Origin of the sequence: Serratia sp. BNK-23, from assembly GCF_047456145.1 — a bacterium.
In the GTDB taxonomy this organism is placed as follows: Bacteria; Pseudomonadota; Gammaproteobacteria; order Enterobacterales; family Enterobacteriaceae; genus Serratia; species Serratia nematodiphila.
In genome coordinates this window covers 4960210-4973034 of record NZ_CP179900.1, presented here as the reverse complement: position 1 = coordinate 4973034, position 12825 = coordinate 4960210, and the positions used below count along the sequence as shown (strand labels likewise).

The window sequence follows — 12825 nt, the reverse complement described above, 5'->3', positions numbered from 1 at the left end:
AGCGCGTAAAGATAAAAAGGTTATAAATATAGCTTTTTATATTATTTCCTGACCTATGTGGCGCTTGCTAGCTTATCCGCCAGCAGGACATCAACCACTTAGGAGCTTTCTATGAAACATCGCGCTTTGGCCTTAACGTTGTTAGCCAGTCTGACCGGTTTCGCCGCCGGCGCCGCGCACGCGGACAAACTTGACGATATCAAGCAAGCCGGCGTGGTGCGCATCGCGGTGTTCGACAGCAATCCGCCGTTCGGTTACATCGATCCGCAGAGCAAGAAGCTGGTGGGCTACGATGTGGATGTCGCCGACGCGATCGGCAAAGCGCTGGGGGTGAAAGTGGAGCTGCGCGCCACCAACCCGGCCAACCGCATTCCGCTGCTGGTGTCGAAGAAGGTTGACCTGATTGCCGCCAACTTCACCATTACCGACGAGCGCGCCAAGGAAGTGAACTTCAGCGTGCCGTATTTCGCCACCGGCCAGAAATTCATCGCCCGCAAAGGCGTATTGAAAACGCCGGAGGACATCAAGAAGCTGCGCATCGGCGCGGATAAGGGCACGGTGCAGGAAATCACCCTGCGCGAGCGTTTCCCGACGGCGAAAGTGATCTCCTACGATGATACCCCGCTGGCGTTCGTGGCGCTGCGTAACGGCAACGTGCAGGCGATCACTCAGGACGACGCCAAGCTGGTCGGCCTGCTCGGCAACCTGCCGGCGGCGCAAAAGGCGGAGTTTGAAATTTCGCCGTTCAGCCTGACCAAAGAGTATCAGGGCGTCGGCATTCCCAAGGGCGAAGATCGCCTGACCGCCGCGGTGAACGAGACGCTGATCAAGCTGGAAAAAGACGGTGAAGCGGTTAAGATTTACGATCGCTGGTTCGGGCCGGAAACCCAATCCGCCCAGCCGCGCGGCGATTTCAAAATCGCGCCTTTGGATCAGCAACCGAAAGCCTGATTTAACCGCGCGCGGTGAGATCGGTACGGAGGGGCGCAGCTTGCTGCGCCCCTGATGCATTCTGCAAGACAAGGATTGAACATGAATCTGGACTGGCTGCTGGCGCCGCAATACCTGAGCTGGCTGTGGCACGGCTTTCTGCTGACGCTGTGGCTTTCCGCCTGCGCGGGCCTGGCGGCCACGCTGCTGGGCTTCGTGCTGGCGGCGATGCGCGACAGCAGCCTGCGGCCATTGCGCTGGCTGGCGATGGGCTACAGCTCGCTGTTTCGCAATACGCCGCTGCTGGTGCAGCTGTTCTTCTGGTACTTCGCCGCCGGGCAGATCTTGCCGTCCGCCGCCATGCAGTGGCTGAACAGCGCCCATCAGATCGGCCCGCTTGAGTGGCCGTCGTTTGAGTTTCTCGCCGGTTTCTTCGGCCTGACGCTCTACTCCACCGCCTTTATCGCCGAAGAGATCCGTTCCGGCATTCGCGGCGTCGCCGGCGGGCAGAAATATGCCGCTCAGGCGCTGGGGCTGACCGGCTGGCAGGCGATGCGCTACGTGGTGTTGCCGCAGGCGCTGAAAATCGCGCTGCCGCCGCTGCTGGGGCAATACATGAACGTGATCAAGAACTCGTCGCTGACCATGGCGATCGGCGTGGCCGAACTCTCTTACGCCTCGCGTCAGGTCGAAACCGAAACCCTGCGCACCTTCCAGGCGTTCGGCGTGGCGACGGTACTGTACATCGCCATCATCGCGCTGCTGGAAGGCTGGGGCATGTGGCGACAACAGCGTAAACCGCTGGGAGGGCATTGAGATGGATTTCAGCGTGATTCACGACAACCTGGGCTACCTGCTGTGGGGCACCTGGCCGGATGGGCCGCTGGGCGGCGCGGCGCTGACGTTGGCGATCAGTCTGATGGCCGGGGTCGCCTCGGCGGTGCTCGGCACCCTGCTCGGCGTGGCGCTGGCGATGTCGCGCGGCATCGCCGCCGGGCTGCTGGCGGCGGTGTTGGGCTTTTTCCGCGCCATTCCGGTCATCATGCTGATCTTCTGGACCTATTTCCTGCTGCCGATGGTGTTTGGCGTAGAGATCCCGGAAATCACCACCGTCGTGTGCGCGCTGGCGCTGATCGCCTCGGCCTATCTGGCCCATGCGGTGAAAGCCGGCATCGCCGCGATCGGCCCCGGCCAGTGGCAGGCCGGGCTCTCTCTGGGGCTGACCCGCTGGCAGACGCTGCGCATGATCGTGCTGCCGCAGGCGCTGCGCATGATGGTGCCGTCGTTCATCAACCAGTGGATCTCCCTGATCAAAGACACTTCGCTGGCTTATATCGTCGGCGTTGGCGAACTGACCTTCCTGGCGACCCAGGTCAACAACCGCAGCATGGTCTACCCGATGGAAGTGTTCCTGTTCGTGGCGCTGGTCTATTTTGTGTTTTGCCTGGCGCTCGATCTGCTGGCCAATGCGGTCAACCGCCGCTTCGGCGCGCAAACCCGCGCGCTGAAACGGTCCTGGCGCTGGTGGCGCAACAAGCCGCCGTTGCCGGCCAGTTAATCGGCCGTCAGCCGCCAGCCGCGTTCGCGCCACAGCGTGGGCAATTGAGCCAGGTCGTCAAACGTTGTCACCAGCGGGTGATCGATCGGCGGGTTATGCGGATCGGCGCAGAAGTAAAAGACCGGGATGCCGGCATTGATGCCGGCCTGCGCGCCGGCGGGCGAGTCGTCCACCAGGATGCAGCGCGTCACCGGCACCCGCATCTGTTCGGCGGCGTGAAACACGATCGCCGGATCCGGCTTCCAGCGCTGAATGTCATAGCCGCTGAACAACCGGTCATCAAAATAAGGCAGCATGCCGGTCAGGCCGAGTGAGTGCTGCATCTTGCTGACCGGCCCGTTGGAGACGGTGCAGACGGGCACCGTCACCTGCGCCAGCAGCTCGCGGGCGCCGGCAATCTGCTGCAGCTCGCTGTCGAACAACCGCGCCACTTCCTGCCGATACAGCGGCTCCAGCGTCTCTTTTGCCAGGTCAGTGCCCTGCTCGGCGTTGACCCGATCGATGATCTCGTACAGCTTCACCCCTTTGTATTTCTTGAACACCTCTTCCAGCGACAGATGAATGCCGTAGCGGGCGAACATGTGCACATAGGCTTTGCTGCACAGCACTTCGCTGTCCACCAGCGTGCCGTCGCAGTCGAACAAAATGCAGTCAATCTGATTCATGCGGGACAGGTTCCTTCGGGTTAACGCCGCTGAGGCGACTCAGCGATCACTTGATCAGGTTACGCGCCTTGAGATCGTGCAAAATCAGCGCGGCGACGTGTGAGCACTGCGGCAGATCGCGGCTGTCGCACCACTTCAGCTCGGCGATTTCGGCGGCCGGTTGCAACTGCCCGGTAAAGCCGGCCTGGTAGCAGCGAATGCGCACCTGGGTGCCGTCCTGCTTGCCGTCTGCCGGGCCGGAGAACTCGCCGTAAAACGCGATGGAGTTCGGCTGCAGCGCGACGGTCAGCTCTTCGTCGATTTCGCGGCACAGCGCCTGTTCGTCGGTTTCACCCGCTTCGCGCTTTCCGCCTGGCATATAAAACAGCGTCTTGTTGTGTGAGCGCACCAGCGCCACTTTGTCATCTTTCAGCGCGATCAACGCCAGCTTATCGATAAAGGTCGAAGACATGCGGATTCCTGTTTGTTAACGGATAGGGAAAGAGGGGGCGATAGGCCATTTTATCGGCCGTGCCGACAAACGGCAACGCAGCGGGCGGTCGGGGGATGAATGTCTGTAAATACAAGCCGTTGACGCATTTAGCCGTAAAGACGGCGAAAAAAACCTGTGACCGGCGTCAAAAGCCCCACTTTTTGTTATAGGATAGCCGGCGACTGTCCATTCCCATTTTCGGAATTCTGATAATGACCAAACCAGTATCTGGCCTTGACGCTGAGCAAGGCTTGCTTGGGCGCGTGTTTAAACTCAAGCAACATGGCACGACGGCGCGTACGGAAACGATTGCCGGTATCACCACCTTCCTCACCATGGTGTATATCGTGTTCGTTAACCCGCAAATTTTAGGCGCGGCGGGCATGGATACCCAGGCGGTATTTGTCACCACCTGTTTGATCGCCGCCTTCGGCAGCATCTTTATGGGCCTGCTGGCGAACCTGCCGGTGGCGTTGGCGCCGGCGATGGGGCTGAACGCTTTCTTCGCCTTCGTGGTGGTCGGGGCGATGGGCATCTCCTGGCAGGTGGGCATGGGCGCCATCTTCTGGGGCGCGGTCGGCCTGCTGCTGCTGACCATTTTCCGCATTCGCTACTGGATGATCGCCAACATTCCGGTCAGCCTGCGGGTCGGCATCACCAGCGGCATCGGCCTGTTCATCGGCATGATGGGGCTGAAAAACGCCGGCATCGTGGTGGCCAACCCGGACACCCTGGTGACCATCGGCAGCCTGACCTCGCACAACGTGCTGCTGGGGGCGCTCGGCTTCTTCATTATCGCCGTGCTCTCTTCGCGTAACTTCCACGCGGCGGTGCTGGTGTCGATCGTGGTCACTACCCTGATCGGCTGGATGCTGGGCGACGTGAAATACGGCGGTCTGTTCTCGCTGCCGCCGAGCATTACCTCGGTGGTGGGCCAGGTCGACGTGGCCGGCGCGCTGAACATCGGGCTGGCCGGGGTCATCTTCTCGTTTATGCTGGTGAACCTGTTCGACTCCTCCGGCACCCTGATCGGCGTCACCGATAAAGCCGGCCTGACCGACAACCAGGGTAAGTTCCCACGCATGAAGCAGGCGCTGTACGTTGACAGCATCAGCTCGGTGGCCGGTTCGCTGGCGGGCACCTCTTCCGTGACCGCTTATATCGAAAGCTCATCCGGCGTCGCCGTCGGCGGCCGCACCGGTTTGACGGCGGTGGTCACCGGCCTGCTGTTCCTGCTGGTGATCTTCCTGTCGCCGCTGGCGGGCATGGTGCCGGCGTATGCCGCCGCCGGCGCGCTGATCTACGTCGGCGTGCTGATGACCTCCAGCCTGGCGCGGGTGAAATGGGACGATCTGACCGAAGCGGTGCCGGCGTTTGTCACCGCGGTGATGATGCCGTTCAGCTTCTCGATCACCGAAGGCATCGCGCTCGGCTTTATCTCCTACTGCGTGATGAAGCTGGGCACCGGCCGCTGGCGTGAAATCAGCCCGTGCGTGGTGGTGGTGGCGCTGCTGTTCGTGCTTAAGATTGTCTTCGTCGACGGCCATTGACAGCCAAAGGGCCGACGGCGGTCGGCCCTGAATCCCTAGACGCCCGGCGTCGCATCCGGCGCCTGATCCAACACCCACTGCAACGGCCGTCTGAAGCGCGCCTGCCAGCTGCCGGCGGCATCCTCTCCCTGGGCGAAGTGCAGCGTCTGCACCTGATTATCCTCCCCGAACAGATTGGCGAAGTGCAACGCCAGCGCCTGCTCGCTGAAGGTCTGCCGATCGTAATACGCCATCACGATTTTCTTTTTCGCCGCCAGCGACTGCTGGGCCGGCTTGATCTCGCCGTAGGGGGCGATCAGGAGCGCGCCGGCGTAAAACTGTGGGTACTTCGCGAGCAGGTTAGCGGCATGCAGCGCGCCCTGGCCGCGGGCGCTGAGATAAATCCGTTGGGGATCCAGCTTTAGCTGCGGAGCCAGCTGTTGCACCGTGCGCTGCAGGGCGGTTTGGGTGCTCTCGTCGCTGTAATTTGACCAGCGGAAGCTGTTTTCCGACAGCATCTGCGTGCCGTTGATCTCGATGTAGGCCACGCCCATTTCGCCGAACAGCAGCCGCTCCTCGGGGCTGATGGCGGCGGCTTTGCCGTAGGTATGCAGGAAGATCACCGTTGGCCAGCCTGCGGGCGGCGCTTCGCCGTCCGGCACCGCGTAGCTGGCTTTGCCTTCATACTGACGGGCGTGCTGCAGATAGCGCGCTTTGGTGACGGCCAAAATGGATTGGTAAGTGGCGGAGTGTTGGATGCTGTTGAAGGCGTCGTCCTCCAGCAGGTTGTAGTAGTACCACAGGCCGCGGTCGGCGCTCAGCTGCAGGTAGCGCTCCGCCAGTTCGGTTTGCCCTTTCTCCGCCGACGACACCGCCAGCTGGTAGGGTGCCCAGACGTTGCGGCCGTCTTCGCGCATCAGCGTCAGGTACAGCGACATGGCGCCGAGCTTTTTGTCTTCCTGGGTTTGCGCGGAACGCGACAGTTGGGCATTGAGCGCGCTGTGCGCCGGCAGCTCCAGCGGCTCTTCACCGGCGGGATAACGCATGTCTGCGGCGAAGGCGGGACTGGTGATGGAAACGAAAAATAACGCTAAAATGAAAAAATACATGATGCTATGGCTTTAATTTCAATAAATTGACGGACGTCATGTCCTGTTGCGGCGCCCAGCGGGCGCCGCGAGACCTTCACTCCACGCGGCGAATAAAATCGCTGAACGCGGACAGCTGGCCGGTCAGGAAATCCAGCGTTCCCTGATCGCTCAGTTCACCGGCCTGTTCATCGACCTTGCTCTGGATCACGCCGCCCATAAACTCAGGCTTGTTCATTACCATCGCATCGAGGAACACCAGGATCTGGCGCAGATGGTATTGGCAGCGCGCGCCGCCGATCGGCCCCATTGAGCTGGTTTGAATGGCGACCGGCTTGCCGGCCAGCGGCTGATTCGGTACGCGAGACAGCCAGTCGATGGCGTTCTTCAACCCGCCGGGCACGGAATAGTTATATTCAGGGGTGACGATGATCACGCCGTCGGCCTGGCGGATCTGCTCGGCGATCGCCTCGACCGCGGCAGGGAAGCCTTCACCCTGTTGCATGTCGGCGTCGTACAGCGGGATATCGCGGATGGAGGGCAGCGCTTCAATGGTGACGCCCTGCGGGGCCAGGCCAGGCAGGGCGCGGGCCACCATGGCGTTGTAGGAGCCTTTGCGCAGGCTGCCGAGTAGAGTGACGATTTTTAGGGCTTGGTCTGACATGGTGATTCTCCCTTTCGAATGAGCAGATTCAGCGTACAACATGGGCGAATAGTAGGCTAAAGTGCGGGTCGAGAATAGGCGATTGCTCAACATTTAGCTGTCTTTACAATTTAATCCAGTAACTCGTGCGGTAAAGACCGCGTTATCCGCTTTGCGCCGCGTCAACCTGGCGTCTTCAGGCCCGTCAGTTTAACGAAGCGTGAGGATGCCGCCGGGCTGCGCGGCGAGATTTCCCCGTCTTTGTGCAGGCCGCCGCGCTCTTCGTAGCGCCAGCACAGCAGGCGATCCAGCCCGGGGCTGCCGGCGCAGGCCCAGCTCAGATATTCGTCGGCGTCGCTCATCACCTGAACGTCCGGCGTGGCGCTGGAGCGCAGGTGGCCGGAGAAGGGATGCAGACGCAGCGTAGACTGGCCGCTGTTGCCGAGGCCGGAAATTTTCAGCACGCTTTGCCGAATGCTCCACAGCTGAGTTTCCGCCTCCAGCCGATCGTCCTGCGCGCCGATCCAGGCGCTTTCCGCCGGCGTCTGGTGCGCGTTCTGCAGCGCGCTTTGCCGGCTGCCGCGCGCCCGCATCACTTCGATATCCAGTCCGACTTTGCCTTCGTCGCTGAGCAGCACGCCCACGGTGTTGCTGGCATAGGCGAGGCTAAAATCGGGCAGCTGATGATCGGCGAAGCAGGGGCGGCCGGTGGGCGTGGTGGCTATAGGGGGAAGCGTCGGCAGGCCGTACAGGTAGAACATCATTTCGGCGAGCAGAATGCGCCCTTGCAGGTAGCGCGTGCGGCGCTTAACGGAAAAGGTGCGGGTGGCGGCTATCACTTCGTCGGCGAGTCTCTGGGTATCCAGGACAGCGGAGGCCGGGGTCCATCGGGCAAAATGACACGCCATTGTTCACTCCATGACAGAGAGTCGCTAAGAACGCAGGGGTGTTAGATTAAGACTAAGTTGAGGATTTATCATCAAAAAACACTATGCGTTTTATCCGATTTGTTGGCTTTGCGCTGTATAGGCGGGGGGAGAAGATCGTACGGACCTGAATAGGTGCGTGCACAAAATTAATCAGTTCCGAAACCAACCACATCCGAATCGACGGCGTCCAATGAGCCTATAAAAGTAGCTATCAGACAAGAAAGAGTTGGCGGAGAGAGCAGGATTCGAACCTACGACACGATAACTCGTGTGGATTTAAGAAACGGTTAGTTTCTTAAATCTGGCTTAAACCACTCGCCCACCTCTCCGCATTCGTTTGTTGGAAACATAAAACCACAAAATAAAAATGGTTAAAATAACCTAAACTTGGAAATGTGACTAAAGCCACAAAAGCCCTATTTTATATGTGTGTTTGTTAATTATCGGAGTCAGATCACTAAATTTACATTAGCTATTGTTATAAAAAGTTGGCGTCATTGGCTACGAATAGGGAAGAAGGGCATGCCAGATCTCGAGTTAATGCCGCTGCAAAGCGCCGAATTTTATAAGACAGCTGAACGTGTTGTTTTTAAAGAATATAAATGCAACTGCAAAAAAGGTTGGAAGGGCGAAGATCGCTTTATCGTCTACAAGGCCGATCAGAATGGAATCATTGAGGTCGTCAACAATGAGGTTTCAAATAATAACCTCGAAGAGCTCATCGCGCTGGCATCGTCTTTTTTGACGGATAAGGTGGTGATTTCCGGCGGGCATACCGTGGTTAATTTGGACGATCGTTTTTCTGTCAGCAGTGAAGTGGAAAAGTCCGCGCGATTCTGCATTGACTACATAGCCGAATCCATCCGACAGCTCAACGTTCAGCCTGACTTCTTGATGGAAATAAATGATTTCTATATGGAAAAAAACGATGGCAGCGAGATAGACGGCGCTAACGAATTCAGGAGGATGGCGACATCTCCGTATATTATTCCAGAAAAAATAAACGACTACATTCTGGCGTCGAATCAACGTCATGACATTGATATCAATGCATTTTATGTCAGTGAGAAAAACATGGCGGATCGCTTTAAACGCCACATTAAAAACCGTATGGATAAAGAGGCGTATTTTCAGCGCCAAGACGGTAATGTGAAGATGGCGGTGGGAGAGCACGAGTTCGATATCATCAAGGAAAATAAACCGACCTGTGCGGCGGGCAATGCCGCGACGTTCAGGGCTATTCGGTATCGCATTTCCTCTAATAAAGTCTTCGATAATTACACGTCGCATATTGGCGTTTTTCCGCTGTGTTCACGCGTTAACGTACTTAACGGCTATCGCGCGGCCGCGACTTTTTACGATAACTTTTCCTTGCCTTCCTTACTGGTTTTCTTCGGCAGATCCTGTTTTGAATGACATTTTTTGTGCCAGCTGGCTATGTGTCGCTGCATAGCCATGATGGTCGAGCATTATCATGAAAATTTCACACCTGTATTGGCCAGTCACTTTCTTCTCCACGGCATTCGGCGCCGGGATTTTCTTTTTGCCTCAGGCGGTGGGGCCGGGCGTGCTGGGGATGAAGGCGTTCATGCTGTTTATCGTCATCGCCATGTCGGTATCGATGATGGCGCACTATCTTTTTTTCAAATTCATCATCTCGCACCCGCAGAAAGATTTCCTGGCGGCATCGTCGACGTTTATCGGTGAGCGGGCGGCGGCAATCGTCTGTGTGCTGTTTATTCTGTCGATGATCATTATCGTGCTGATAAATTTCATCACCCTGGTTAACGTGGTCGCGTCTTTTCTCCACGATGGATTTTGGGTTCGGGGCGGTGTTTCGCTGTTGCTGAGTGCGGCGCTGTCGGCCGCATGGCTGGCATTTAGCCAGCGAATCGAGCACTTGATCTCCAGAATGGCACTGGTTTCTATCGTTCTGGTGGCGATCCTTACGCTGTTTTTCCTGTTACAACCTGCAGGGGCTCAGTGGACGCCTGCGCCGCCGAGCATTTCATTGCAAACGTTGGTGCTGCTGCCTATTTTTCTTTTTACGTTTAACTTTACCCCGTGTATCCAGCGGTTTGCGCAAAGTGCCGTGCGGCCGCAGGCGCGCAGTATTCTGTTCGGCAAGATACTGATCCTGGCGTTTATCGCCATGATCGTTATCGCTATCAGTCGCTTGCTGACGTTGGATGATATCTCGATCATTAACGGCCGCAATGTGGATTCGCTGTTTTATACCGCAGGTTTGACCGGTAACTCGATGGCGTGGTTAGGCGCAGCCCTACTGCTGTGCTTGCTCACCGGCGGCGCTTATATCGGCACCTTGACCGGGGTCATCGACGGTATTACGTCCTTCGGCATGGCGGGAAAAAAGGGCATCATCGCGGGGAACATTGTTGTCTGTACGCTTATCGGCACGATTAATCCGAGCATCATCAAGATCATCTCAAGCTGGTCGATACCCGTTATCGTGATGACCGTCTTTTTCATCCCATCACTGTATTTTTTACAGCGGGGCGACGGCCAGCAAAAGATGGTGGGAATAGCGGTGCTGTGCTGCGGCATCGCGGTGATAGCGACGCTATTCGTGTAAAGCGGTACGTCTAAGCCAGAATCAGCGTATCGCCGGTGGCCGGCGCGATCCCTTCCGGCAGCCATAGCCGGCCCCACGCGCCGGTACAGTGGCAACCCATGATCTTTTCCGGCTGGTGCTGCCGTAAAAAACGGCGGACGCGCCAGAGCGTGCGCGGGGAAGCGCAACGCAGATGAAAACCGCCAATCAAGGCGTGGATCCGATCGATACCGGTGATTTTCTGGCAGTGGCGCACGATATTCACGATCCCGCGATGCCCGCAGCCGGTCACGATCACCAGACCGCGATCCGATTTGTAAATCAGCACCCCTTCGTCGATAACGTAATCCACCGCCGCGTTTTCCCCGGTAATCACCCCGTAGGCGCGCGGTGCGGGCACGGCGATTTCACCTGACCACATAAAGCGATCGCCGATCGCCAGCGGCTCGCGGCTGTAGTGCATGCGGTGGCGTGAGTAGTCGATGTCCAAAGAGAGCTTTTTGATTTTGCGGGTGTGGCCCAGCACCTTCAGCGCCGCATAGCGCTCATCGCCGACCTGCGGGTGGCAGATGATGCGGCTGTTGTCCGGCAGCCAGGCGACGCCGCCGCAGTGGTCATAGTGGCCGTGGGAGAGCACCGTCGCGGTGATACGGGAGAGATCGACGCCCATCAGCGCCGCATTGCGCAGGAAGCTGTCGTCGGGGCCGGTGTCGAACAGTATGGAGGTCGTCTCGTCCTCAATCAGCAGGCTTAACCCGGCCTTGGCCTGCAATAGCGGGTTGGCGCCGGCGGCGCGGCGGTTTTCCAGCAATACCTTGAGGGTTAACGCCATGTTGACTCGTTCCTGAGAAAGACACCTGACCGTCCAGTATATCGCGGGCAGTTGCAGCGGCGCTGTGAGCCAGCGCGCAGAGCGAGAGCGGGAAAGAAAAACGGCCGGAACAAGGGCTTATCCCGGCCGTGAAGGCCTCTGGCAGCGCGTTATTTCCCGATACAGAAGCTGGAGAAGATGCGGCCCAGCAGGTCGTCGGAGGTGAATTCGCCGGTGATTTCGCTCAAGGCCAGCTGCGCCTGGCGCAGTTCCTCGGCCAGCAGTTCGCCCGCGTAAGCGCTCACTAACTGTTCTTTGCCCTGCACCAGATGCTGCGCCGCCAGTTCCAGCGCCTGCAGGTGGCGACGGCGCGCCAGGAAGCCGCCTTCCATGTTGCTGGTGAAGCCCATGCTCTGTTTCAGATGATCGCGCAGCACATCGACGCCTTCGCCAGTGCGGGCCGACAGGCGAATAAGTGAGTGGTTATTCACTTCCGTCAGGCCCAGCGTTTCACCGGTGATGTCGGCTTTGTTGCGCACCACGGTGATCGGCAGCGTTGCCGGCAGGCGCGCCATAAACTCCGGCCAGATCTCCGCCGGCTCGGTGGCGGCGGTGGTGGTGCCGTCCACCATAAACAGCACCCTGTCGGCTTGTTCGATCTCGTTCCAGGCACGTTCGATGCCGATACGCTCCACTTCGTCGCTGGCGTCGCGCAGGCCGGCGGTGTCGATAATGTGCAGCGGCATGCCGTCGATATGGATATGTTCGCGCAAGACGTCGCGGGTGGTGCCGGCGATATCGGTGACGATCGCCGCCTCGCGCCCGGCCAACGCATTGAGCAGGCTGGATTTACCGGCGTTGGGGCGCCCGGCGATCACCACCTTCATCCCTTCGCGCAGCAGGCTGCCCTGGCGCGCTTCGCCGCGCACGCTGTCCAGATCCGCCATCACGTCGTTGAGCTGCGCCTCGATTTTACCGTCGGACAGGAAGTCGATTTCCTCGTCCGGGAAGTCGATCGCCGCTTCCACGTAGATTCGCAGGTGAGTGAGCGCTTCCACGAGCTGGTGGATGCGGATGGAAAATGCGCCCTGCAGCGAGTTCATCGCCGAACGTGCCGCCTGCTCGGAGCTGGCGTCGATCAGATCGGCGATCGCTTCGGCCTGCGCCAGATCGAGTTTGTCGTTGAGAAACGCGCGCTCGGAGAACTCGCCGGGCCGGGCGATGCGCACGTCGGGCAGCGCCAGCACGCGCTTGAGCAGCAGATCGAGGATCACCGGCCCGCCGTGGCCCTGCAGCTCCAGCACGTCTTCGCCGGTAAAGGAGTTTGGCCCCGGAAACCACAGCGCGATGCCCTGATCGAGGGTGGCGCCGGCGGCGTCGCGGAACGGCAGATAGTCAGCGTAGCGCGGCTTCGGCAGCTTGCCGAGCAACGCCTGAGCGACGTCTTTGGCCTTGCTTCCGGAAATGCGCAGAATGCCGACGCCGCCGCGTCCCGGCGGGGTGGCTTGGGCTACGATGGTATCGGTGGTGCTCATAACGGTTCTCTCTGACGATTAAGATGCAAAAAGGCGGTCTAATGACCGCCTTTGGTGTGACTGCAAGGGTCGGCGCGCCGAACCCCTACACTA

13 protein-coding genes and 1 pseudogene are annotated in these 12825 nt (G+C 59.1%); 6 read left to right on the top strand and 8 right to left on the bottom strand.

What is annotated here, in order from left to right; all coding sequences use genetic code 11:
- The first annotated feature begins 111 nt into the window (after positions 1-111).
- From ACMGF9_RS23610 to ACMGF9_RS23600, 3 genes are all read left to right on the top strand, one after another.
- Positions 112-951 carry an ABC transporter substrate-binding protein gene (locus ACMGF9_RS23610; protein WP_015376136.1) on the top strand — a complete coding sequence of 280 codons (840 nt, stop codon included), beginning with the start codon at positions 112-114 and terminating at the stop codon, positions 949-951.
- 81 nt (positions 952-1032) lie between these two features.
- Positions 1033-1746 carry an amino acid ABC transporter permease gene (locus ACMGF9_RS23605; RefSeq protein WP_015376137.1) on the top strand — a complete coding sequence of 238 codons (714 nt, stop codon included), beginning with the start codon at positions 1033-1035 and terminating at the stop codon, positions 1744-1746.
- Position 1747: 1 nt separating this feature from the next.
- Entirely contained in the window at positions 1748-2488 is a 741-nt protein-coding gene (locus ACMGF9_RS23600) for an amino acid ABC transporter permease (protein WP_015376138.1), read from the top strand.
- Here the strand turns inward: ACMGF9_RS23600 and yieH are convergent.
- The gene (gene yieH / locus ACMGF9_RS23595; protein WP_015376139.1) at positions 2485-3153 is read right to left on the bottom strand and encodes a 6-phosphogluconate phosphatase; all 669 of its coding nucleotides are present in this window, start codon (positions 3151-3153) and stop codon (positions 2485-2487) included. The two genes, ACMGF9_RS23600 and yieH, sit on opposite strands and share 4 nt — an antisense overlap.
- A 46-nt stretch (positions 3154-3199) precedes the next feature.
- A complete protein-coding gene (locus ACMGF9_RS23590) occupies positions 3200-3604 on the bottom strand; it encodes an NUDIX hydrolase (protein WP_015376140.1) in 405 nt (134 codons plus the stop codon).
- A gap of 233 nt (positions 3605-3837) precedes the next feature.
- Here ACMGF9_RS23590 and ACMGF9_RS23585 point away from each other — a divergent pair, with 233 nt between their 5' ends.
- Positions 3838-5175: an NCS2 family permease gene (locus tag ACMGF9_RS23585; protein ID WP_004933851.1), complete on the top strand. Its 1338-nt coding sequence runs from the start codon at positions 3838-3840 to the stop codon at positions 5173-5175.
- A gap of 35 nt (positions 5176-5210) precedes the next feature.
- Here the strand turns inward: ACMGF9_RS23585 and ACMGF9_RS23580 are convergent, their stop codons facing one another.
- The 4 genes and pseudogenes from ACMGF9_RS23580 to ACMGF9_RS23565 form a co-directional block, all read right to left on the bottom strand.
- Positions 5211-6263, bottom strand: a complete 1053-nt coding sequence (locus ACMGF9_RS23580) for a hypothetical protein (RefSeq protein WP_414160459.1) — start codon at positions 6261-6263, stop codon at positions 5211-5213.
- 76 nt (positions 6264-6339) lie between these two features.
- Positions 6340-6906 carry an NADPH-dependent FMN reductase gene (locus tag ACMGF9_RS23575; protein ID WP_004933859.1) on the bottom strand — a complete coding sequence of 189 codons (567 nt, stop codon included), beginning with the start codon at positions 6904-6906 and terminating at the stop codon, positions 6340-6342.
- Between the two features lie 161 nt (positions 6907-7067).
- Positions 7068-7793, bottom strand: coding sequence for a 4'-phosphopantetheinyl transferase family protein (locus ACMGF9_RS23570; RefSeq protein WP_004933861.1), 726 nt, complete (start codon positions 7791-7793; stop codon positions 7068-7070).
- A 248-nt stretch (positions 7794-8041) separates the two neighbouring features.
- Positions 8042-8143 (bottom strand): annotated as a pseudogene (locus ACMGF9_RS23565).
- Positions 8144-8336: 193 nt separating this feature from the next.
- Between ACMGF9_RS23565 and ACMGF9_RS23560 the strand changes: the two are divergent.
- Complete coding sequence (locus ACMGF9_RS23560) at positions 8337-9230, top strand: hypothetical protein (protein WP_044030165.1); 894 nt, start codon at positions 8337-8339, stop codon at positions 9228-9230.
- Between the two features lie 58 nt (positions 9231-9288).
- Complete coding sequence (locus tag ACMGF9_RS23555) at positions 9289-10407, top strand: threonine/serine transporter (RefSeq protein WP_118892616.1); 1119 nt, start codon at positions 9289-9291, stop codon at positions 10405-10407.
- Positions 10408-10417: 10 nt separating this feature from the next.
- On the opposite strand, the gene ACMGF9_RS23550 is transcribed toward ACMGF9_RS23555, so the two are convergent.
- Together ACMGF9_RS23550 and mnmE are read right to left on the bottom strand one after the other, a co-directional pair.
- A complete protein-coding gene (locus ACMGF9_RS23550) occupies positions 10418-11218 on the bottom strand; it encodes an MBL fold metallo-hydrolase (protein ID WP_118892615.1) in 801 nt (266 codons plus the stop codon).
- 149 nt (positions 11219-11367) lie between these two features.
- The gene (gene mnmE / locus ACMGF9_RS23545; protein WP_118892614.1) at positions 11368-12732 is read right to left on the bottom strand and encodes a tRNA uridine-5-carboxymethylaminomethyl(34) synthesis GTPase MnmE; all 1365 of its coding nucleotides are present in this window, start codon (positions 12730-12732) and stop codon (positions 11368-11370) included.
- Between the last annotated feature and the right edge of the window lie 93 nt (positions 12733-12825).